This is a genomic window from Arsukibacterium tuosuense (assembly GCF_900215315.1).
GTDB lineage: Bacteria > Pseudomonadota > Gammaproteobacteria > Enterobacterales > Alteromonadaceae > Alishewanella > Alishewanella tuosuense.
The window spans coordinates 267,235-290,873 of record NZ_OBEB01000006.1 but is presented as its reverse complement, the minus strand read 5'-3'; the positions used below and the strand labels follow the sequence as shown (position 1 = coordinate 290,873).

Annotated in this window: 22 protein-coding genes; 3 read left to right on the top strand and 19 right to left on the bottom strand. The window is 44.9% G+C overall.

Going from position 1 to position 23,639, the window contains the following annotated elements:
* Nucleotides 1-7 precede the first annotated feature (7 nt).
* Nucleotides 8-775, top strand: coding sequence for a class I SAM-dependent methyltransferase (locus tag CRO03_RS13930; RefSeq protein ID WP_141397753.1), 768 nt, complete (start codon nucleotides 8-10; stop codon nucleotides 773-775).
* A gap of 9 nt (nucleotides 776-784) precedes the next feature.
* Nucleotides 785-1,663, top strand: coding sequence for a glucose-1-phosphate thymidylyltransferase RfbA (gene rfbA / locus CRO03_RS13925; protein WP_097112230.1), 879 nt, complete (start codon nucleotides 785-787; stop codon nucleotides 1,661-1,663).
* Nucleotides 1,664-1,723: 60 nt separating this feature from the next.
* Here the strand turns inward: rfbA and CRO03_RS13920 are convergent, their stop codons facing one another.
* On the bottom strand, nucleotides 1,724-2,662 hold the full coding sequence (locus tag CRO03_RS13920) for a class I SAM-dependent methyltransferase (RefSeq protein WP_097112229.1): 939 nt from the start codon (nucleotides 2,660-2,662) through the stop codon (nucleotides 1,724-1,726).
* Nucleotides 2,663-2,914: 252 nt separating this feature from the next.
* Between CRO03_RS13920 and CRO03_RS13910 the strand changes: the two genes are divergently transcribed.
* Nucleotides 2,915-3,694, top strand: coding sequence for a class I SAM-dependent methyltransferase (locus CRO03_RS13910; protein WP_097112227.1), 780 nt, complete (start codon nucleotides 2,915-2,917; stop codon nucleotides 3,692-3,694).
* 41 nt (nucleotides 3,695-3,735) lie between these two features.
* Here the strand turns inward: CRO03_RS13910 and rffA are convergent, their stop codons facing one another.
* From rffA to flgK, 18 genes are all read right to left on the bottom strand, one after another.
* The gene (rffA, locus tag CRO03_RS13905; protein WP_097112291.1) at nucleotides 3,736-4,914 is read right to left on the bottom strand and encodes a dTDP-4-amino-4,6-dideoxygalactose transaminase; all 1,179 of its coding nucleotides are present in this window, start codon (nucleotides 4,912-4,914) and stop codon (nucleotides 3,736-3,738) included.
* A 23-nt stretch (nucleotides 4,915-4,937) separates the two neighbouring features.
* On the bottom strand, nucleotides 4,938-5,762 hold the full coding sequence (locus tag CRO03_RS13900; RefSeq protein ID WP_097112226.1) for a phytanoyl-CoA dioxygenase family protein: 825 nt from the start codon (nucleotides 5,760-5,762) through the stop codon (nucleotides 4,938-4,940).
* A 25-nt stretch (nucleotides 5,763-5,787) separates the two neighbouring features.
* On the bottom strand, nucleotides 5,788-6,714 hold the full coding sequence (locus tag CRO03_RS13895; protein ID WP_097112225.1) for a hypothetical protein: 927 nt from the start codon (nucleotides 6,712-6,714) through the stop codon (nucleotides 5,788-5,790).
* Nucleotides 6,711-7,376, bottom strand: a complete 666-nt coding sequence (locus CRO03_RS13890) for an acetyltransferase (RefSeq protein ID WP_097112224.1) — start codon at nucleotides 7,374-7,376, stop codon at nucleotides 6,711-6,713. The genes CRO03_RS13895 and CRO03_RS13890 overlap by 4 nt, the downstream gene beginning before the upstream one ends.
* Nucleotides 7,373-8,002 (bottom strand): class I SAM-dependent methyltransferase, encoded by a 630-nt coding sequence (locus CRO03_RS13885; protein ID WP_097112223.1) that lies wholly within the window; start codon nucleotides 8,000-8,002, stop codon nucleotides 7,373-7,375. The genes CRO03_RS13890 and CRO03_RS13885 overlap by 4 nt, the downstream gene beginning before the upstream one ends.
* Entirely contained in the window at nucleotides 7,999-8,721 is a 723-nt protein-coding gene (locus tag CRO03_RS13880; RefSeq protein WP_097112222.1) for a WbqC family protein, read from the bottom strand. Before CRO03_RS13880 ends, CRO03_RS13885 begins: the two co-directional genes overlap by 4 nt.
* The gene (locus CRO03_RS13875; RefSeq protein ID WP_141397752.1) at nucleotides 8,722-10,725 is read right to left on the bottom strand and encodes a glycosyltransferase family protein; all 2,004 of its coding nucleotides are present in this window, start codon (nucleotides 10,723-10,725) and stop codon (nucleotides 8,722-8,724) included.
* Between the two features lie 81 nt (nucleotides 10,726-10,806).
* Complete coding sequence (locus tag CRO03_RS13870; RefSeq protein ID WP_097112220.1) at nucleotides 10,807-13,629, bottom strand: motility associated factor glycosyltransferase family protein; 2,823 nt, start codon at nucleotides 13,627-13,629, stop codon at nucleotides 10,807-10,809.
* A 21-nt stretch (nucleotides 13,630-13,650) separates the two neighbouring features.
* Nucleotides 13,651-13,956: a hypothetical protein gene (locus tag CRO03_RS13865; RefSeq protein WP_097112219.1), complete on the bottom strand. Its 306-nt coding sequence runs from the start codon at nucleotides 13,954-13,956 to the stop codon at nucleotides 13,651-13,653.
* Entirely contained in the window at nucleotides 13,956-14,390 is a 435-nt protein-coding gene (gene fliS, locus CRO03_RS13860) for a flagellar export chaperone FliS (RefSeq protein ID WP_097112218.1), read from the bottom strand. The genes CRO03_RS13865 and fliS overlap by 1 nt, the downstream gene beginning before the upstream one ends.
* Nucleotides 14,391-14,401: 11 nt before the next feature.
* Entirely contained in the window at nucleotides 14,402-15,865 is a 1,464-nt protein-coding gene (gene fliD / locus CRO03_RS13855; protein ID WP_097112217.1) for a flagellar filament capping protein FliD, read from the bottom strand.
* Between the two features lie 9 nt (nucleotides 15,866-15,874).
* The gene (locus tag CRO03_RS13850; RefSeq protein ID WP_097112216.1) at nucleotides 15,875-16,261 is read right to left on the bottom strand and encodes a flagellar protein FlaG; all 387 of its coding nucleotides are present in this window, start codon (nucleotides 16,259-16,261) and stop codon (nucleotides 15,875-15,877) included.
* Nucleotides 16,262-16,329: 68 nt separating this feature from the next.
* Nucleotides 16,330-17,154 carry a flagellin N-terminal helical domain-containing protein gene (locus CRO03_RS13845; RefSeq protein ID WP_097112215.1) on the bottom strand — a complete coding sequence of 275 codons (825 nt, stop codon included), beginning with the start codon at nucleotides 17,152-17,154 and terminating at the stop codon, nucleotides 16,330-16,332.
* Nucleotides 17,155-17,468: 314 nt separating this feature from the next.
* Entirely contained in the window at nucleotides 17,469-18,296 is an 828-nt protein-coding gene (locus CRO03_RS13840; RefSeq protein ID WP_097112214.1) for a flagellin N-terminal helical domain-containing protein, read from the bottom strand.
* A 57-nt stretch (nucleotides 18,297-18,353) separates the two neighbouring features.
* Nucleotides 18,354-19,178, bottom strand: a complete 825-nt coding sequence (locus CRO03_RS13835) for a flagellin N-terminal helical domain-containing protein (protein WP_097112213.1) — start codon at nucleotides 19,176-19,178, stop codon at nucleotides 18,354-18,356.
* A 205-nt stretch (nucleotides 19,179-19,383) separates the two neighbouring features.
* Entirely contained in the window at nucleotides 19,384-20,211 is an 828-nt protein-coding gene (locus CRO03_RS13830) for a flagellin N-terminal helical domain-containing protein (RefSeq protein ID WP_097112212.1), read from the bottom strand.
* Nucleotides 20,212-20,363: 152 nt separating this feature from the next.
* Nucleotides 20,364-21,599: a flagellar hook-associated protein FlgL gene (gene flgL / locus CRO03_RS13825; RefSeq protein ID WP_097112211.1), complete on the bottom strand. Its 1,236-nt coding sequence runs from the start codon at nucleotides 21,597-21,599 to the stop codon at nucleotides 20,364-20,366.
* Nucleotides 21,600-21,601: 2 nt separating this feature from the next.
* A complete protein-coding gene (gene flgK / locus CRO03_RS13820) occupies nucleotides 21,602-23,623 on the bottom strand; it encodes a flagellar hook-associated protein FlgK (protein WP_097112210.1) in 2,022 nt (673 codons plus the stop codon).
* Nucleotides 23,624-23,639: the final 16 nt, after the last annotated feature.

The window sequence follows — 23,639 nt, the reverse complement described above, 5'->3', positions numbered from 1 at the left end:
AAAAAATATGAATAACAAAGCAAACACCAAACCGGTGGTATCAACAGATTCATCCGCTACAGAAGCCGATAGCCGCAAGAGCTTTTACCAAACCTTTAGCGACTGCCCGGTGCCACCGGCAGAAATGCTGAACAACTTAGGCCTGTTTATGCGCCGACAGGACCTGTCGCGTATTATGTTTATGGATGAATTGTATAAGAAGGCACTGCCGGTGCACGGTGTGATAATGGAGTTTGGCGTGCGTTGGGGGCAAAACCTCGCGCTATTTTCCTCGTTTCGTGGCATGTATGAACCTTACAACTATAACCGTAAGATCATTGGTTTTGACACCTTCGAGGGTTTCCCATCCGTGTCTGAAAAAGACGGCAACAACGACGTTATTAAAAAAGGTGCTTACAGCGTTACAGAAGGTTACGAGCACTACCTGGACAGTGTGTTGCAATATCATGAATCAGAAAGTCCGCTAAGCCACATTAAAAAGTATGAACTTGTTAAAGGTGATGCCACAGCTACCCTGGAGCGATACCTGGCAGATAATCCACAGACTATTATCGCCATGGCCTACTTTGACTTTGACATTTACGAGCCGACCAAAATATGTCTGGAATTAATCAAGGACCATTTAACCAAAGGCAGTGTGATAGGTTTTGATGAACTGAATTACCATAAGTTTCCTGGAGAAACGCTGGCATTAAAAGAGGTATTTGGTTTGGATAAATACACCATACGACGCTCGCCGCTGAGTCCGCTTACCTCTTACATTGTTATAGAATAGCGAGCAGTTATGAAAGGTATATTACTGGCCGGGGGCACCGGCAGCAGGCTTTACCCTATTACGCTGGGCATTTCCAAACAGCTATTGCCTATTCATAACAAGCCGATGATTTACTACTCTTTATCCGTTCTGATGCTGGCGGGTATCCGCGATATTCTTCTGATTACCACTGCTGACCAACAAGCCGCATTTCAGCGCTTACTGGGTGATGGCAGCAAATTTGGCATTCATCTGCAGTACGCCGTGCAGCATAAGCCAGAAGGTATTGCTCAGGCGTTCTTAATTGCAGAGCAGTTTATTGGCAATAACGATGTATGTCTGGTGCTGGGCGACAATATTTTTTATGGCGAAGGCTTCACTCCTAAATTACACAGAGCGCGCAGTCGCCTGCCGGGCGCAGTGATTTTTGGCTACCAGGTAAAAGATCCGGAACGTTTTGGCGTAGTAAAGTTCGACGCCGACTTTAAAGTACAATCTATAGAAGAAAAACCGGCGCAACCGCAAAGCAAATATGCCGTTACCGGACTGTATTTTTACGATAATAATGTTGTTGAGATAACCAAAAATCTGCGCCCTTCAAAGCGTGGTGAGTTGGAAATTACCGGTGTAAATCAGGCCTATCTGGCGCAGAAACAACTGCAAATTGAATTGCTCGGCCGTGGTTTTGCCTGGCTGGATACAGGTACACATGAGAGCTTGTCGGAAGCGTCTACCTTTGTCGAAACCATCGAGAAGCGGCAAGGCTATCAAATTGCCAGTCTGGAGGAAATTGCTCATCTGAATGGCTGGCTGTCACGTGAAGAGGTATTAAGGCAAATGCAAACGATGCCCGACTGCAGTTATAAAGATTACTTATCAGAGAATATTATTTCTAAACCACGGCTATAAAATTCTCTGTGCAAGTGGCGGTTTTTAATAACGGCACCGGGCTGTTTCCGGACATCTTCATTACAATCTGGTTTTGATTAGTTCCTCGATAATCCGGCTGACAGATTTGCCTTCTTTCTTAGCCAGCTCGTAGAGTGAATTTTTCAAATCCGGAGCAATACCTTCAATCTTTCCAAAATACCGCTTGCGCACAGAGCCGCCGCGATAACCCACATGCTCTATATCAATATCTGCATAAGGCAATTGGTCAGATTTAGTGAACTTGATAAGATAAAAACAATTACCTAAAACGTAACTCAGGCTTATGTCAGATGCACATAATGGCAGATGTTCAAGTGGTACTTTTTCTTGCCAAAGGGCATTATTTTCCATAAACATCTTGCCGTAATCATCTGCTCTTAAATGCTCAGCTACAGATTCATCACCAAATAGAATGGTTCCGCCAACTTTACAAACCCGATTCATTTCCGATATGGCCAGCCCGATATCGCCAAAAAGGTTTATCCCGCCAAAGTGGAAAACGGCGTCAAAATAGCCATCTTTGTACGGCAGATCTAAGGCGTTGGAAACAGTAAGAACAATATTTTCCGCAGAATACTTATCTGCCGCCAGAGAAATGAAATGCCTGCTAAGGTCTTGTGCATGCACAAATCCATCTTTGCCCACCAACATTGCCGCGACCTTAATATCTTCTCCAAGTCCGCAACTGGTGATCAGTATTTTTTTACCCGTGATATTCCCCAGTCGTTCAAAACAGTCTCTGCGAAAGTCCATTTCCTCTACGTTAAAAGTACCAAACAGCCAGTTAAGAAAATTTCTGTATATCTCAACAGACTGTGAATTGTCGTACATTGCTTTGTTTAGCTTGTCACTGCTTGATTGATTAGCTGTTAAATCAACAAAGCCGCTTTTTCCGGGGGTATCCGCCGCACTGTCTATTGCAGAGTGGTATTTATTTAACAACGCCTGTTTTAACTCGAAAGTGCGATCGGTTTTCATTTTTCTTCCTCTGTAGTCGTACAGTCAAATCCGGCCAGCGGCTCAGTACTGTTATCATACACCCCATAGTCAATCAGATGACACCGGGAATAAAAAAACCAGACTAATTTTAGCTGTTTATAAACGACAAGGTGCTCAGCTGCACGCCTGATACACGTCTTACGGCATAAGTAAGATCTACAGTCAGTATATATAAATAGCGGCATAAAAATTGCTGGTTATCTGTGATTTTTTTAATTAACGGGTGGCTATATGAAAGTTTGCAATGCTAACAGAGAATTTTTCTTACATGTCGTCAGCGCTGTATTTAACGCTTACGGTAAGAAACCTTTGATTGCTGAGCTTGGCGTACTAAGAGGCGAGAACGCACTAAATATGTATAATATTTTATCTCCTGAACACATGGTGCTGATTGATAGTTGGAGTAAAGATATTACAAAAACATATAGCCCTTTTGACACTTTGCCACCCTGGATAAATCCGGTTGAGACCTATTCCTACTACTTCGGCGGCTCTCTTAACAAACAGTCAACTTTTGACAAAATATACGAAGAATGTTTAGTTAAGTTTAGCGACTTTAGCAATGTCACTATGATCCGCGACGATACGATTAAAGCAATCAGTAAAATACGCCCCGCTACCGGCATAGACAAGTTTGATCTGATATATGTCGATGCCAGTCATCAGTATGAGTATGTTTTACGGGACCTGATGTACTACAAAGAATTATTGGCGCCAAACGGCTTTATGATACTGAATGACTGCTGTCACAGTGATGCCGGTACTAAACAGAATCTTGGCGTTCTGGAAGCGTTGACAAGCTTTATGAAGCGTACAGATTTTATCCCGCTTGCACTTACCAATACTGACTGGTCTGACGTAATCCTGGTCAGAAAGGGTTCCCAGATGATTCAGGCTGTTGATATAGCTATCTCAAACTCAGATGTCGCCTATGTAGAATTGCCGTATCAATTTATCTCATCTGCCAAAGTTATTTATGGCAAACAAAGAGCCAATATCAGTTTCGTTTGATATCCGCCAGCAGCCCTCCGGGCCTCTGCAGACATTGAATACTATGCCTGTGAAGCTTCGGAGGGTTCATAATGCTTCCCATGAATCAGTTCATTGATACTTTCCAGTAAGGCGCTAACGATATACTCCTGTTGCTCACCGGTAAGCTCTACCCACAATGGCAATCTTAAAATCCGTGCAGACGCATCATCTGTTACTGCCATAGTAGTCGCAGCACGACCAAAATGTTGCCCCGCGGGAGAGTTGTGCAATGGTATGTAATGAAACACTGTACTGATTAATTTTTCTTTAAGTTTATCCATAATTACCTGCCGCTCGAGTTGCGCCGGCAGTAACACATAGTACATATGTGCGTTATGGCCACAATGCGCAGGCACTGACGGTCTTGTGAGCAAGCCTTCATTTTCGGCTTTCTCAAGTAAAGTATGATAATAATCCCAGCGAGCAAGCCTAAGTGCAGTTATATTCTGAGCGTCTTCCAGCTGAGCCAGCAGAAATGCTGCAATAATCTCACCCGGTAAAAATGAGGAACCAATATCCTGCCAGGTATACTTGTCTACAACGCCGCGGAAGAACCGTGCTCTGTCGGTACCTTTCTCACGGATAATTTCGGCTCTTGTAGCTAAATCAGGCCGGTTTACTAACAGGGCACCACCTTCGCCTGAAATGACATTCTTTGTCTCATGAAAACTGTAGGCTCCTATATCGCCTATAGTTCCGAGCGGCCTGCCGTTGTATGTCGACATCACGCCCTGTGCAGCATCTTCTACAATCTTAAGACCATGCCGCGCAGCAATAGCACAAATCGTATCCATCTCACAGGCCACACCGGCATAGTGCACAGGCACTATCGCGCGGGTTCGCGCCGTAATAGCCGCTTCAATCAGCTTTTCATCGATATTCAGTGTGTCGGATCTGATATCAACGAAAACAGGCACAGCACCGCGCAAGACAAAGGCGTTGGCCGTGGACACAAAAGTATAGGAAGGCATTATTACTTCATCGCCCGGCTGCAAATCTAACAGAATAGCGGCCATTTCCAGTGCGGCAGTACACGAATGGGTTAACAACGCTTTGTTGCAACCGGTCTGCTGCTCAAGCCAGTCATGACATTTAGCGGTAAAGTCACCGTCTCCGGCAAGCTTGCCAAGCTTGTGCGCTTTGGCAATATACTGGATCTCTTTACCTGTCATATAAGGTTTGTTAAAAGGAATTTGCATGCTGATATCCCTGCATTTAATCATCAAAGGCGCTGTAGCCGCTGCGCGACAAAAGCATCAACAGACTGTATTTCGTCGAAGCCGAAACCGAGAATTTTCTTCTGTTTCTCATTTAAACCCTCTTCAGACAAATTGCCGGGTATTTTTATCTGCTGTTTAAAAAAAGGAATATTGAACAAGTGATTGACTGCGCGACGATCTAAAGGTGAAAGGTTGAAGCCGCCGGTGTGGAAAGTCATACAATTAATCACTATAAACCGGCCTGCTTTTGCACATACCTGAACAGCATGATTTTTTATATACCGCGTTGAGGGCATTTCTTCCCGCAAATGAGAAAAGGGTAAAACATAGGTAGAACCATTATCACTGGTAAAATCATCGACACAGTACAGCGCATTTACCGCGATAGGGCGTGAACTTACAAAGTGTTGATAAGGCAAATCTCTATGCCATTTCCCTTGATTATAAGGTTGCCTTGAAGGATTCGTAATTGCATTTTGCTGGTTAAGGATGAAACTACCGGTAATAACACTACTGACGAATTCGAGCAGGACAGGGTTTAACGCTAAGCGTAAAAACGTATCGCTGTTCTCAAACAATAGCGGCGCTCTTACCGTGTGATATTCATCACAACTTTTCAACTTGTCACTGCCATAATGCGTAATATAACGCTGTGACAGGGTGTCAAAATCCGCTTGTATAGTGGCAATGTCTGCACCGGACAAGCCGGCATCCAAAATAGCATAGCCGTTGGTTAAAAATTGCTCCCTGATTTCTTCAATGTCAGTGAGCACCTGCTTCTGCTCAAGAATGCCATAGCTCTGCGTTGGAATTTTGCCTTCATCCATAGTTTAAGGACCTTCAGATGCGTATTTACGGCGTGTTCAGAACCGCCAGACCAAAACCAGTACGGCCATATCCATTACCGCTGTAAAGCATGTACGTTTTGTTTTTATGCTGAAACACAAACGGATACTCAATCATCTCGGAATCCCAACCAGATTCTGAGACATCGATACCACTGTTGTTCAACGCCAGTTGCCAGCCCTCACCAGTGTTATATGCATAGCCAATACGGTATTTCTGCCCTGTACCGCAACGGTAAGAAAACCACATATCCAGCCTATGCTCAGAACTTTTAATGACAGAAGGTCTGGAAAACACCTGCGCATAGTTTAGCTGATAGGGTACTGCTGAATCGGTCTTGTGCCAGCTAACGCCATCGGCAGACTGCGCATGCTTGATGATATGCACCATCTCACCGTTCTCAGCTTCCCACGTAAGAGTTGAACCGTACCACATGTCATAGCGCTCAGGTGCGGTTTGCATAACCCAGGGATAAGACAGACTGATAGGATCATCCGTGTCCAAAGCCAAATAGGGTTGCCTGTCTGTCACTTGCAAAGTCAAATCTTCAGCCACGGTTATCCGGCCAATATCACCCCGCCAATGCCCCTCCGACGGGGTTTGCCAACCCATAAAGAGAATAAAGGTTGAACCGTTAACCTGATAGTGATTACCAATACTGATGCCGTCAGCAAAAAAACTGCCGGCAGCGCCATGTATCAAAAATGGTTCAAAATGATCTTTAACCACTTCGCCGCGAACAATATCGATATCTACCGCCCCTACAGAAGAGCGGTTTTGCTCGTCTCTGCCACTGTAATATACCCGAAAGACATCATCAGCCATATGCAACGCTAAGGGGTTGGCCGCATGTGTAGCCAGTTTAGCGTGACGGGTTTTGCCTTGCGGACTATACAGCAAGCCCAATTTTTGCCATTCAGGTTGAAATGTCATATTCTGCGCAACCCTGAACTTGGCAATGCAGACCGCTCTGTAGCGGTACCTTTGTACAAGCCATCAGCTTCTGCATTAGCCAGCAATAATACACCGGCACCAATAACACAGCGGTCGCCAATCCGAATATGATCACGCAATGTGGCATTAACGCCGATAAAACATTGCTCGCCTATATCTACACCGCCGGATACAACGATATGTGAAGCAATAAAAGTGTGATCCCGTATTATCGAGTGATGGCCGATATGATTGCCGCTCCACAAGGTCACGTTATTACCAATTTTAACAAAAGGCTGGATGGTGTTATCTTCGAGAATTAAGCAGTTCTCTCCGATGTCCTGCTGGTTCAATACTGTCGCCTTGCTGCTGATATAACTCACCAGGGTATATCCCATAGCTTTAACCGCGAGGTATTTCTCTTTTCTTACAGCATTCAATTTAGAGTAACTCAACGCCACAAACACGCTGACGTCCTGCGGTGAAAAAAACGCCTTCAGCTCAGAGAATGCGATTACAGGTAAACCGCAAAACTCCTCAACCGTCTTGTATTCGCTGTCGACAGTAAAAGCCACTACATCATAGAGGCTGTCATTGCTGAAATAGTAGTGTGCTAATTGTGCGATATCGCCCGAACCAAATATAACTAATTTATTTTTCATGACTTCCTCACAATAATCGTAAATTCAAACAGATTATAGTCATGCAATAAAGCAACATTCCGGCCGTAATGTATTTTGCAATGGTTAAACAATTCACAGGGATCAGCATAAAAAAGTCCGTCTTTCATTCTCTCAGCATCCGAGTACGACGTCAGGCAATTAAAGGCAAACCCTTTCGTGCTGAACTTATCAATAATAGCAATAGTTTCAATCAAATAACTTTGCCAATCATGTATTGAATTTTCCAATTTGACATTGAAAATACCACTGGCCACAGTAAAGTCTGCCGCGACTTCCGGTACCGCACCACAGAGAAATTTTGCATTAGCTGAACCAATATAGCGCTGCCGGGCGGCTGAAATCATACTGGCAGCAACATCAACGCCGACATAATCAAAAGAGCTGTATTTTGTCCGCAGGAAATCATAGAAAGCGCCATAGCCACAGCCAATATCGTTTAGCGTAAACTTTCCGTTGTTGCAAATAACCTTGTTCAATTGCTCAAAGCGCAGAAATTGTCCCTCTGCGCCATTCCAATCCACACCCTGCGGGGTTGCGCCATGCTCACAAAGCTTACTTGAGTAATAATCAGATACCTGACTAATAATGCCACTGTTGTCTTTCATGCTTTGCCCTCATATTTGATCAGCGAATCCGTTGGCTTTTTCATATAGAAAAGTGACTCAGGACCGCAGTTAAACAACAGATCTAATATACTGACGAAAGGCTCAAACCCACTCCATTGTTGGGGATACGCCGGATAACCATTGTAATCAGCCCATCCGACATCAATACCTTCTTGTTCAAACAAGGCTACATCGAGATAATCTTTTGCCGCCGGGCCTGATACATAGAGCCCCGCGCCTGCCTGCCGGCAAATATCGACCAATCGTTCTGTTTTCCCGTCAATCAGTTGGTATTGAGAAGACAGTGAAATAGTAGTGTTGATACCTAAGTAGCGGCATATCGCCGCAATAAAGGTGTAGTTTATATTTGACAGCATGTCCTGATTTTCAGCCAGGTACAGAGGCTCAAGCCAGGCAGCAATCCCGGCGAAATATCTGGATTTCTTATAGTTTTGCGAAAGCGTTTGCCAGTGTGATTTATACCAATGGCTATCTGATACTTTGGTATCTTTAATTTTCTGAAAGTACTTACCTTTTACCTCAACAGGAATCGTTAACCAACAAGCTCCCTGCGCGGTCTTTATCTTATTTCTGTTGCGCCAATCCCTGCGGGTATATTGCATATCATCATACAAGATGAATTCATCCACCGATGCAATCAGGTCAAAATAGCCACGCCAAGGTATATAATTTGACTGAGAAATGGCTACACGCTTCATTCAGTCTCTCCTTTCCACCACAGACGCTACATTAAACATTGGCCCATTCACCACGTTGTCAAAGAGGTCTGTATATTTATCACTAAGAGCTTCAAGCTCAACAAACCGTTGCAAAGCGTTACTTTTCAACGCATCTAACGCCGTAAAGTCATTGCAGACAGTACTGATTACACTGCCCATTTCGGACAAAGTGTTAAAAGCAAAAAGCTCACCGGCAAACGAATAAGCATCACCGTATTTCAACGTTAAAACCGGTACGGCCATACTCAATGCACACAATGCAGTTAAACCACCACCAACACGTGGTGGCGTAACATATATATCAACCAGCTTTATAAATGCCGGAAAGTCTTCCTGATAGCCCACGAAAACAGAGATACTGCGCAGGACAGGAAATCTTTTGCAGTAATCTTCATAGTCATTAAAAACGCCGGCAAAGACCACAAAATATCTATCGCTGGAGATACATAACAGCATAGAAATAAAGTTATCGTCTATTTCCGCATCAAGCCGGTTACCGGGCACGGCCAATACAACTTTATCGCGGGGTATACGAAATTGATCACGTGTAAGCTCTGACTGCGCCAAAGCGCGCTCAGGTAACATGTCAATAGACAAGATCCCCGGCTGCAAACACTCCGGCACTTCGTCGGCATTTGTAATAAAACGCTTATTAAAAACCCTGTATTGGCTTAAGGTATGAGGCAACCGCGACACTGTTGGTACCACCACATTAGGCACAAGTTGGCTGATGATATCGGCAGTAATACTCTCGCCCACTGTTATGGTGAAATAAGGCTTGTACGTTTTAATCAACTCAATCACACCGCTTATCTCGACAAGATTAGGCATGCCGGCGGAGAGTTGCAGATAATTAAAACGCGCGCCCTCATAAGTCAGTGTTTCAGCATTGTATTGCCCCCTGCTACCGTATGCGGCATCGTACCAGGGCAAAGCACCGCTCGTGGGCAATAGCTCGCAGGTGTCTATTAATACAACCTGCTTATTTGCAGATAAGCACAGCGCTTTAATGGTTTCTAATACAATTTTACTCGGGGCATGCCTGGGGCTGAGAAACTGTGCGATAAAAACAAACACGATATCGGGATTTCGCTCTTCTTTATCAAAAAAAGCGCCGGGGGGGCCCAATTGCAACGCGAACTCCCGCACCACATTGCTATATGCGGTAAAACGGGTATTAAAATCAGACTTGTTTTTTAACGCTCCGTTAAACTCCAACGACAGAAGTTGGTTATAGATAAAGTACCGCTGATTAAGTGTAAAGCGACTATCCGACACCAATTGCCACAGATGTAAAATACTGACATTAGTGTCACCCAGTTTTAATGACAGACTTTTAAAATAGACCTCACCATATTTGTTTAGTCTGTTGGCATAAAAATTCAGTAACCGAATCTGTACATAGACAGAAAATGCGCATTTTTGGCCTTGTAACCCGGCAATAAACGCAGCGGTAAGCTGGCTTATTGATTCATGCTCAGCAATATCGGTAAGACGTTCGTCCAGCAAAAAGAAGCTCTTCAACCTCTCAAATTCTGCTGACACCAAAGGTTCCGCCAGCTTCAGCTCAAAAGCAGGAAGGGCCACAGCAACCGACATCAGCTGCGCAATGTCCGCTTTTGACAATGGCAGTCGATGTATTAAGTGAACTCCCCGGAACAGTTCGGGAAAGAACTGCGTTAACTCAGCATGTATGCCAGCGTTATTTGTGACAAAACTTACGGCGTTAAACTTTACGTAATGAGTCCGTAGTGCAGACAATAAAGGCTCTACATAGCCTTTGGTGCCGCAGTTAAACACCAGCACATTGCTCTGCGGGTCCGCAGTATTAAAGTACACATCATCGCCGACGCTATCCTGGCAATCAATTAAGATGATGCCTGTTTGCTTAATATCTGCAATTGTCATTTTTCCCTTTCCATTCAGCGCAATAACCAAACTATAATGGACTTGAGCATGCAAAGATAACGCCACATTTTGCACAGGATAAAATAACCTGACTCTGTAGGCGATATGCAGAATATTACCGGTTTTACACCGATAAAATGTCAAAAAACTAACGCGTCAGCTTTTGGCAAACAAGTGTTGTACATCCACATCGTCAAACTTTAACGGCTGTTGCTCAAACTGCTCGCCGGCGCTTTGCACATAATCACGCCATACCTGTAGAACCTGATTAAACACCGGCAAGATCTCCGGTGTATCATCACTGATACAAGAGGCGATTTTTGTCATCAGGCCGCCGAAGTAATTGGTGCTACCGTAAAACAAATAAAAGGTTGGATCTGACGGGTCTCGCGCAGCGGTTTGCAACAAGCGCCATTGTCTAGAAATAAAGGTTTTGGCTTGTTCTTGTGTGGTAATCTGTTCGTCAAATAGCACCAGCCAGGCGTCAATAGTGCGACGAAACGTTACAAAATCGATTTGATTAAATATTTGCTGGGCGTGCGCAGATAAATCTGGGTAGTAGGCGTTATCTATCAACTGTTGCAACAACTGGTCTTTATGTTCAGGTAAATCCCTGAACAAAATATTTTCCGGCTGCAATGGCACAGCACCGTCAATCTTCACGCCGTTGCTGCAGTTGTAGATTTCTACTTTGCGTCCGGCTTTGCTGATAGCCTGTTCCAGCAATTTTCGCGACATATCAAATTCAGGCTTGGTAAACACATAAGGTAAAAAATTCCCCTTAGCAGGCATACCGCCACCATGAGTTTGCTGGTAGTCATAAACTTCTGAACCGTCCTGGCGATAGTAAGCCGAGGATTGCGAATGATGTTGCCGGACATCAGCGTACCCAAGGTCAACCCCAAACAGATAAAACACTTTAAAACCCAGCCGCAACACATAATTAAGGACTAAATTAGTTACCGTTGGGTAAGCGTAACTAAGCGATGCGACATGAACACCTTGTTTTTTCAGGCGCAGATCAAAAAAGTTAGTTGATGACTCGCCATCTTTAAAACACAACAAGGTTTCTTTAAACAACTCTGCTGTATCGGGATGAATACCGTTGACACTTATCAGTCGAATGTCTTTTAAATAAGCAGCATCCTTTACCTGACTCACCCAATTAAATGTCGAACGGTTTTGTTCGACTTCGGCATGAAAGTCAGGTTTTATACCCTTTTTATACAAAGAATATAATGCAGTGCCACAACTGATTATGACGACATTTTCACGATGCTCCTGTAAATAGCTGAAACTGCTGTCTAAAGACGGACCATTGCCGACCACAAAAACTGGCAGATTAACCGCAGCCAAATCACGATAGTCACTATTGTCGTAGCGTAAAAACTTATGCTGCTTTGCAAGACTATTGTATGTGTGAGCAATGCCGTAACGACAATGATCAAAATACTCTCCTAGCGCCAGAACAACTTTTAATTCAGCACGCAAATCAGCGATAGCCTTGTGCATTTTCTGATTAAAATAAGAGCAAAACATATAGGTATCTGCGATAGAGTATGCGCCAACCTGATAAAATTGAGCGAGTAAATCGTAAAAGTAGGTTGAGCCATCACCCCCCAGATTAAGATAAATTCGCTGGTCATTTTGCTCAGCTCTCTCAAAGATATCAGCCCAGGCTGTTACTTTGAGACTCGCGGCAAAAAAATCTATGTTAGGCTCACAAATATACAGATTCTTAATTTTATATTGCTCAGTAAGTATCTCAATGTGTTTACCAAGACCTACACCAAAGATAATCAGTGAATCAACTTCTTCCGGCAGCTGAATTTTCTGTTGTAGCTGTTTATTAATCAGTGGCTGCGTTTTTGCTATGTGTGAGTAATGAATGTAATGACTAAACTTGTCTACCGAAGTCTGACCAAGTAACACATCATCTTTGTAGGGGTGGCGGGTAAAGTGAGTTACCAGAGTTTCTGACTCAGAATCAAGGTCATGATAAAAAAAAACTTTTCGACCGGGGTGATACAAATTACTTTTATTGTTTTGATCCAGAGAAAGTTGCCAGTGTCCGTTTTGGTGTTTTTCTATCTCATCATGCAGTTTGGGATAAAATTTCTGTAACGCCACCATATTTCGCTGAACCAAATCTCCAGCCGGTTTTACTGCTTGTGGATGCAAATTTCCAAGCACATTAACGCTACGCTCCGCCACGTAATCGTTATAATCTTCATATGCCGAAAACTGAGCGGTGCCACCAAGCAACTGTTCAGGACGGCCACTGTTTACAAACAAATATTCTGCAACTTTATCCATAACTGGATGACAGTAATGCCGATAAATGTAAACCCGGTTAAATTCTGCGACATTCCGCAGTTCTGCCAGGTCTTCCGTCACCGAGCTACCATCATTTTCAAGTTGCAGAAAAAGCTGCGTGCCATTACTCGCTGCTGTTTCCAGAAGCTGTCCCCAATCGTTGGCCTGCAGTGAACAAATCAATGTATCAACATTGGGTTCATAAACGATAAGGTACTTAATGTTTACTCGTTGCAGCAACTCATTCAGCTGATACCCGAGCCCCAAGCCAAACATAACAACAATGTCTAACTGAGAAGGTAAGCGTTCAGCCGGCCAGGGCTGTTCAGCACTAACAGCTTCACCATTGCTCTCAACATTAATGTAAGGGGCAAGATTGCAAAAACTGTCCACCTCAGAAAATACTTCATCAGAGGGATTCTCGCTGTACCAGACACGGCCTGTAGCGAAATCGACAATATTCAGCTCAGAAGCATGGGTACAAAATACTGAATACTGCTGCATAGTATGCTGTTGAGCAATTGGCAATACAGAGGGAATATACTGAGCTAAAGCCCTAAGATTATTGTTAAAACGCTGTTTGACACCGGCAGCGACTTTTTGCTCAGATGCCGCTTGAGCGTCGCTATCTGGATTAAGCTGGTGATTGATATACTTCAGCATGCAAAGGCCTGATATTAATGGTTAATTATGTTGGCCATAGCTATGACGGGCGCGGTACCCTTTCTTAATCTGCATCATGTTGTCAGCTACAGCATCTTTTTCAGCTGACAGTTTTGCCATTGTTACCTGCAACCAGTCAAGGTTTTGCTGCAGAAACAGTGCAAATTGCTCAATATCGTCTCGCGGGGAAGGACTTTCGGATAAATGTATATTTAATTTTGCCAGTAATTGAGCAACCTGCTCTAAATCATAGGCAGGTTGCTCAACTATTGTATCAATTTCAGTGCGCAGCGCAGCACACTGCTCAGAACGCTCAACTAATGACATCAGGTACCAACAGCCAGCTGCTGATTTTTTTGCGCCTGCATAACGTAGCCTTCCTCACGAGCTGCCGGTGGGATCTGATCCCAGCCACTTTTTATTGTGATTAGAATTTCAATAACTTCGTCAAGCTTCTTTATACTCTTGTCCCTGCTAGCCTGAATAAGATGGTTAAGCATGAAATCATAAAGCGAAAACAAGTTATCTGAGATTTCGCCGGCACTCATATCCAAACAACCTTGCAGTGCAGAGATAATATTAATTGATTTAGAAATAGCCTCTGATTTGCCAGCAAAATCTTTGCGATCAATACAACCTTTGGCTTTCGCCATATTCTCTAGCGCACCTTGCATTAATAGCTGAATAACACGATGCGGATCTGCAACGGCCAAGTCATCTTTAATACCTACTGCTTTATATGCTTTTATTCCGTAACTCATATGGTGCTCCACTAATTCGATTTATTGGTTCCAAATCCTGGCAAACTCGCTAGCTGCGACGTAACTGTAGAAGCCATATTTTGCATAGAGCCTAATAAGGAATCTAAAGCGGTGTAGCGTTTACGTAATGTTTGCTCAAAGCTCTCTATATATCGGTTAGCCGCTTCCAAATCTTTAGTATTTTTATCTAATTGTGTTTTTAGCGAATTTTCTTTACTGGCGATAATGCCTCCAGCTTCAGTAAACTGTTTAATAAAATCATCTAAAGAAGCACTCAGGCCGGTATCGCCACCAAAAATAGCTGCAACGCCATCATAGTTTTCGTTCAGGGCGCGGTCAAACCGCACGCGCCCGGAGTCACCACCAAATTCGGAGCTGGCTGAAATCTCCAGCTTCCCATCATTATTGAAGGTAATGCCCATTGAATACAGTGTTGCTAATTCAGAGCCAGACTCGCCTACTACTCCTCCAAGTATACCTTTCAGCTGATTGATAATTGAACGGGGAAGGGAGTCAGCAGCTAATGCCCCCCCTTCAGCCGTGACGGTTTTACCGTCTGCACCGAGAGTGCGGCTTTTTGTAAGATCAGCAATTTGATCAACCAAAACATTATAGTTATTAATAAAGTTCTGAATATTTTCTTCAGCGGCTTCCTTATCGGTGGCAATATCTACCTTTGCATTGTTACCGTCAGGCGTAATGGCTTTGACTGTCAAACTAACGTCCTGAATGGCATTAGTAAAAGTATTGCTGCTGTTGGTCGCAACAATGCCGTCAATTTCTATAATTGCATCTTGTGCTAGCTGGCTTGCCGTTAATCCGGCAGTAGCGCCGGTAGGCACTGTGGAAATCGCGTCAAGCTCAGCGTTGTTATTACTAATACTCAGGTCGTTGCCTGCACCGGTTTCATCTGACGTTAATACCAGCTTGGTACCAACACTACCACCAGCATTAATAATGTTAGCGTTTATGCCAAAGTTGTCCGTCTGCGCATTTATTTGCTGCCTCAACTGGTTGAGCGTCATGCCAGCCGTCACTTCCACATCGAAGCTTTTGGTGCCGGCACTCAGCGTTAACGTACCATCAGTGGTAGAAATAACATCATCTGCCGAGCTGTATGCCAGATCATTACTTTCTAAACGACTACCCGATGCCAGCTGATTTACCTTAATATCAAAACTGGCGGCGACCGCTGTGTTCGAAGCAGAGGCTTCCAGATAAGTTTTGTTTTCAGTGGGTTGAGTTACACTCGCAACACGAGAGTTTAGGTTATTACCGCCAAGCTTTTTGATTGCATCCTGAAACGCAGAAAGGGCTGACTTTAACTGGCCGACGCCAGATAGAGAGGAATCTAACGTTTGCTTGGTGGTATTAATACGGTTAAGTTTACTGTCACGCTCCACTTTTACCAGAGTACTAACAAGCTCTTCGAGCGGCAGACCGGAAGCAGAACCAAGGAAATTAATACCAGACATAAGAAACCTCTACACTTTGCTATCTATTAACAGGCCAATTGACTGCCCCATTTCTTCCTGTAACCGTTTGATGTCCTGTGCGACTTTCAACAACTCTTCAGTTGGAATTTGTTTTATCAATTCATCTGTCGCAAAGTCTACCACTTTTATTACCGAACGACCCGATGCATCATCAATTGAAAAACTGAGCGAACGTTGCTCCAGCGCTACCGCCTGATTAACCACGTCAACAGCTTGCTGCAGTTCAGCTTTACTAATATCGGTCACCGGTGTTACCACTTTTGCGGTCTCAGCCTGCCCTACCTTAATCGGCTCAACCACAAGCGGCTTACCGACACTTTCTGCAACCGGGGAAAATCTTACTGCCGTTGCACTGTTTGCATTAATACTACTCATATTCAGATTCCTTATCGGCGCGCAGGGTGAAAGCTTTAATTAAAGCTCTCACCGCTACGCGTATTAGTTTAACCCAATAACGATAAAGCTGCCTGTGGCCGCTGGTTTGCCTGCGCCAATACTGTTGTACTGGTTTGCTGCAAAATCTGCTGACGAGTCAGCTCTGCGGTTTCACGGGCAAAGTCAGTATCACGGATCCGGCTACGAGCGCCTGATACGTTCTCTGAAATATTGGTTAAGTTACGGATGGTAGACTGAAAACGGTTTTGGATCGCACCTAAATCAGCCCGGGTACCGTCAATTACACCGATAGCTGTGTCGATAGCCGCCAGAGCAGCAGATGCACCACCAACAGAAGACACGCTCAGAGCACTTAAACCAAGCGCATTAGTACCGTAACCACCGGTGCGTGATAATTTAATTTCAATATTCTGGCCAGCATTCGCGCCAACCAGAAATTTGGCTGAGTATGAACCGTTTAGCAAGTTCTGAGTACCGAACTGCGTTACTGACGCAACGCGGCTCATTTCCGCTTTTAACGCGGTAACTTCTTTTTGCAGTGCTGCACGATCTGCAGAACTGTTTATACCGTTTTGCGACTGTATTGCCAGAGTACGAACCCGCTGTAAAGAGTTAGTAATCTCTTCCATCGCGCCCTCAGCAACCTGGGCAACTGAAATACCATCGTTGGCATTACGTGCAGCCTGGTCCAGGCCATTTACCTGACTGGTTAAGCGGTTGCTGATCTGCAAGCCGGCTGCGTCATCTGCAGCACTGTTGATCCGGAAACCTGAAGACAGACGTTTGAACGCTGTATCAAGGTTGTTACCTGAATTAAATAACTGCCGCTGTGCGTTCAGCGACGAGGTATTGGTATTGACATATAAAGCCATGAGTCACTCCTTAGTCATCAGTAACTAGCTACTTCAGACTATGATTAAAAGTACGGATATTCCGCTATCTGAGCCAAGCTGCAACTTGGCTTAATCAGGTTGTCGGCCGCACTCTGAAGAACTTTAGGAAAAAAATAATTTTTTTTATTATTTTTTAGTTTGCTGTGCAAAGCAAAAACGAGGTGTAAAGCTGAGGGTAAAAAAAGCCATGCAGAACAGGCGCTGGATGGCTTTCATGGGTGTTTATCACTCTGAATAGTTTCAACAGAGTGTTAACGGTTAGCGTCATATTTTAGCGCGCGTCACCAAAGCAGCTACTGGTTAAGAACACTGAGTGCAGCCTGCGGTCGTTGATTAGCCTGTGCCAACACCGAGGTACTGCTTTGCTGTATTATCTGAGTTCGGGTTAGTTCAGTGGTTTCCCTGGCGTAATCGGTATCACGGATCCTGCCCCGCGACGCAGATACGTTTTCACTGATATTACTTAAGTTGCTAATGGTTGTTTCCAGTACATTTTGCCAGGCCCCAAGGTCGGTTCTGGCCCCATCCACGGTTATCAGAGCGACATCGAGTCGCTGCAAGGTATCGGCGATATCGTCTGCACCCAACATGATGTCCGCAATATCTAAACCGGTAGCGTCACTTCCATAACCAGTTGCCAGATCAATGCTAATTTTCTGACCGGCGTTGGCACCGATCTGAAACACCGCAGCGGTTACCGAACCGTCAAGCAGTTTAATACCGCCAAATTCAGTATTCTCCGCAATGTTCTGAATTGCTGCTGTTAGTTCATCAAATTCCTGCTGTAATGCGCTGACATCAGCTTCACTGTTAATACCATTTTCAGACTGAATGGCCAGCACGCGCAGGCGTTGAATACTGGTCTGGATTTCATCCATTCCCCCCTCAGTTACCTGTACCAAAGAGATCGCATCATTGGCATTGCGCACTGCCTGATCCAATCCATTGACCTGACTGGTTAACACGTTAGAGATTACCAGGCCGGCTGCATCATCTGCCGCCCGGTTTATCCGCAGACCGGATGCCAGACGTTCAAAACTGGTTGACAGACCGGCAGTAGCATTACTTAGCAAGCGCTGAGATGCCAGTGACGACTGGTTGCTATTCACAACAAGTGCCATATTACTGCTCCTATGTAAAAGCCTTTGGCAGCCGGGACATAATCCCGGCTAACGGTTTTACTGCAGTAAGCTCAGGGCCGCCTGAGGCCGCTGATTAGCCTGGGCTAACACAGTAGTGCTGGTTTGCTGTAAAATCTGGGTCCGGGTCAACTCGGCCGTTTCTTTAGCAAAGTCAGTATCACGGATCCGGCTACGCGCACCAGATACGTTTTCTGAAATGTTGGTTAAGTTACGAATAGTTGCCTGAAACCGGTTTTGCACCGCACCTAAATCGGCGCGCGTACCATCAATTACCCCTATGGCAGTATCGATCAGTGCCAGGGCTGCTGAAGCGCCGCCCACTGACGACACACTCAGAGCACTTAACCCCAGCGCATTGGTACCATAACCCCCTGTTCTTGACAGTTTAATGTCAATATTCTGTCCGGCATTGGCGCCGACCAAAAATGACGCTGAGAAGCCACCGGACAACAGGTTGGTTACCCCAAACTGAGTAGTAGAAGCTACGCGGCTCATTTCAGCTTTTAATGCGGTGACCTCTTTTTGCAGCGCAGCCCGGTCTGTTGAACTGTTAATGCCATTTTGAGACTGAATGGCTAATGTGCGAACACGCTGCAATGAATTGGTAATTTCTTCCATCGCGCCTTCTGCTACCTGCGCCAGAGAAATACCGTCGTTGGCATTACGAGCAGCCTGGTCAAGGCCGTTAATCTGACTGGTCAAGCGGTTACTGATTTGTAAGCCCGCGGCGTCGTCAGCTGCGCTGTTAATCCGAAAACCAGATGATAATCGTTTAAATGCAGTATCCAGTGCATTGCCAGAGTTAAAAAGCTGACGCTGGGCATTTAATGACGAAGTATTCGTATTGACATATAAAGCCATGTTTACTCTCCTGATATTAAATTAAACACTAACAGAATCAACCTTAATTTGGCAGATAACCGTTAAAAAGTGTCATATATGTATCGGAAAAAAAACGAAAAACTTTAGTAAAGAAATACAAATAACTACTTAATCAATAAATAGCAATTAAGCATGCTTAAAAACAAAAAACCACCTTGCGGTGGCTTTTTTACGAAGGAGAATATTAGCCCTGTAATAAACTTAACGCTGCCTGCGGCCGCTGATTCGCCTGCGCCAACACCGTCGTACTGGTTTGCTGCAGGATCTGAGTTCGGGTTAACTCGGCTGTTTCTTTGGCAAAGTCAGTATCTCGTATCCGGCTACGCGCGCCAGATACGTTCTCAGAAATATTAGTTAAGTTGCGAATGGTTGCCTGAAAGCGATTTTGCACCGCACCTAAATCAGCGCGTGTGCCATCAATTACCCCAATAGCGGTATCGATCAGTGCCAAAGCTGCTGATGCGCCGCCAACTGACGACACACTTAACGCGCTCAACCCCAACGCATTAGTGCCGTAGCCACCCGTGCGCGACAACTTAATATCAATGTTTTGACCAGCATTGGCACCCACCAGGAAAGTAGCAGAAAAACCACCTGCTAACAAATTTTGAGTACCAAATTGAGTACTGGATGCAACACGACTCATCTCAGCTTTTAATGCAGTGACTTCCTTTTGAAGTGCGGCACGGTCTGTTGAACTGTTAATACCATTTTGTGACTGAATGGCCAACGTGCGGACACGTTGCAATGAATTGGTAATCTCTTCCATTGCCCCCTCAGCGACCTGAGCCAGTGAAATACCATCGTTAGCGTTACGCGCTGCCTGATCTAAGCCGTTTATCTGACTGGTTAAGCGGTTGCTGATTTGTAAGCCTGCTGCATCATCAGCAGCGCTGTTAATCCGAAAACCGGAAGAAAGGCGTCTAAATGCAGTATCAAGTGAATTACCAGAGTTAACCAACTGGCGTTGTGCATTTAAAGATGAAATGTTTGTGTTTACATATAAAGCCATGATATCGCTCCCGATAATCCGTAACTAGTGATAAATCAGCCCTTAAATCCTGATTTATCTGCCTGATACTTATTTATCGGTGCTATCCTGGAAAACTTGAATTATTTTTTAAGATTTTTCTGCCTGACGGCTGTCAGGCGTTAGGATATGATTTATCTTATATAGTCGAACAGACTTACGCCGGATACCTTAGTAAAGGTTGCTGAAATGGCTTCCAGGGCAATTTCCTGCTTAGTTATCTCTGTCAATGCGGCCGCGTAGTCCACCTCAGCCAAATCGGCGCGATACGACTTATTGTTAATGGTTAAATCTTCATTCGTACCAAACACACTATCCAGCACATTCACTCTGCCACCGATTGTTGACAAGGTGCTGTCGATATTTGATGACGCTGATGTCACCTGAGTCAGGGTATCACTGATTGATTCCCCAAATTCAGAAATAGAAAGCGAAGGATCTTCAAGTGCAGTGATAAATTCACCAATGGTAGTCAGAATATTTTTCTTCTCTGGTGGCTGCAGTGAAAAATCTACCTGGCCGGGCACCGCTGCTGCTCCGCTAATCTCTATAGTTAAACCATTAAACTGAATGGGCTCATCGGCCACAAAAGTGCCTGTTACCGGAGGTACCAAAGGCGTACCGTTTTGCTGGATCTCATAATTCGAGGGCGCAGTCAGAACAACATTAAAATCATTGTTAGCGGGTGTCAGGCTGTCATAGGTTTGCTTATAGAATGTATCAAACCGGCTTTGGTTAGTGACCGACACTGTGGCTGCCGTAGCTCCGCCAGCCACTATCGCCGCCGGCGTGGTTTTGAGTCTGGCATCAACGTTTTCAAATACTGACTTACCACTGTCATTACCTGGCAAGGCTATAGTGGGTGATATTTGCAGTGCTTTCTGGCCATCATCGCCCTGAAACTCATAAATACCCGTCGCAGCATTAAACGTGTAGCTTTGTGTTTTGTCCTGATACCCCGAAAAAATATAGCCGCCTTCAGCATTGCGGGTATTCATCAAATCCAGTAATTCTACCTGAATATTTTTTAGTTCCTGTGCTACGGCTTGCTTGTCATTATCGGTGTAAGCACCATTGCCAGAGGCAATTGCCAACACCCGGGCACGGTCGATAGAAGTGCGCATATTGGTTAACACGGTTTCTTCCAGTGCCAGGTTATTTTTCAGCAGCACACTATTATTCTGAAACTGCGCAACCTGCTCCAGGTTCTGATCCAGACCCAACACTTTAGCGGAGGCAGCCGGGTCATCTGCAGGGGTCAGGATCCGGGTTTGTTTGGTCAGTTGATCCTGCGCCCGGTTCATCTTTTGCTGGGTATTTAAAATGCCGTCCAGGCCAGCATTAAACTTCATATTAAATGATAATCTCATTACTACCTCACCGATGCCAACAAGGTGTCAAAAACGGTTTGTGATGTCGAAATAATCTTAGCTGCTGCTGCGTAGGTTTGCTGAAAACGGACTAAATTGGATGCTTCCTCATCCAGACTTACCCCTGACAATGATTCATACCAGGCAGTAGTTTGATCCAGTAAAGCTTTACTGGCAGCCTCGTTGTTACGGGCCTGGCTGGTTCGCTCGCCAATTAAGCTAACCATCTCTGCATAGGACTGATTGAAATTCACAGCATTAGCACTGTCTGGCGCTGACAACGGATTCAAGCGGGTTGTTTTATCTGTTTGTAACGCCGACAAGGCCAGGCCATTGCGGTTATCATTAAAACCACCATCATTGAAGCTTATACTGAAGGTATCACCTACCGCCGGCACCCCGGTTACTGAAAAATCAAAGCCGACATCTACGCCCGCCTGAGCAAAAACGTCCTGATATTGATTTGAGCCAAAGGCTGCCGTTGCTACCGGGTTACCCAGGTTGTCAACAATTTCAAAAGTATCACCACCAGTATAAGTCATAGTCCAGGGACCATTAATTAACCCTGACGGTGTATCAAAGCCATAATCCGGTAAGGTTGCGGGAGTCGTGTCCGTTACCGTTAAACCTTCTACCTGAGCATTACCCAGGTTAGCAACCGTAAACTCTGTTCGCACAGGCGATGCTAACGCGACATCCTCTGGCCTGGTGGTGGCCAGCTGTAAGGTACGGGAGGCAACGCTTAACGGTTTTAGCTCAAACTGATCACCGACCGCGGGGGCACCATCAATCGTGATCTCCAGACCATACAAATCATCAGCAGCATCCGCTGAGTTTATCGTTACCGGGAAGGTTAAACCGCTAACGACTTTGTCGGAACCCGCTATAACATTGCCCTTAGCGTCAAGCGCCTGCAGCGTTATTTCATCAGCTGCAGTTACGGTCAGTAAAAAATCGTTTGGCGGCAAACTATTGCCTTTACCGGGTTCAATGGCAACACTTACAAAACCTGTGCCGGCATTAGACGCAAAATCGTAACCTTCGCTAACAGGCAAGGTGAATAAGTCGCCCCCTATCTCACCATTTAAATTCATACCCAGGCGGTTCTGGCTGTTAATGGCGTCGGTCATCGACAATGCCAACTGGCCCAGACGATTCTGGGTAGGGATAAGAATTTCTTCTCTGAACTCGAGCAAGCCGCCAATTTTGCCGCCAACAGCCTCAATATCAATATCACGCTCTATACTGGAACGTGCTGATAACTGCAGTTTTAGCTCGCGCTGTGTTGGATCAGGATCACCACGCAACGTCATCAGATTAAACTGCCCCCGCTCGACAACCAAAGACTGACCGGTACCTAAGAAAACCAGTTTTTCACCATTTGCTGAATCAAGCGTTTTAATCTCGACCATTTCAGCCAGCTTCTGAATGGCAAAATCGCGTTTATCCAGCAGGTCCAGCGGCACCGGGCGGGCGGCTCCGGTACCGAATGAGGCTATCTCCAGGTTCAGATCTGCAATTTGCTTGATGTAACCATTTGTTTCACTGGTATAAATATCCAGTTGTTGGTTTACAAAATTCTCTTGATCCAATACCAGGCTGGACAAGGTCGAAAACTTGTCCAGCAACGCCTGAGAGCTACCAATAATCAGTTGCCGGTTGGCCAGGGTAGCAGGTTCATTATTAGCAATTTGAAATTGTTTGAATAAATCATTCACGCCGGTGGCTATACTATTGGCCGGGTTTGAAAACAACGCATCCACCCGGTTTGCTTCTGAAACATATTGCTGAGCAAACGAATAGTTTGACGTATCACGACGTAATTGTTTCAGGGTAAACTCGCTAACCAACCTTTCTGTCGTACCCCTGCCAACGCCCAGGCCCAGCTGCTCAGCTTCAAATTCAGTGCGCTGTCTGACATAACCCGGGGTATTGATATTGGCGATATTATTACTTGTGGTATTCAGCAAAGTAGAATTAGCCAATACGGCTGAAGTACCAATTCTAAGTAAGTTATCTGACATAGGTTGCTCCGTTGCC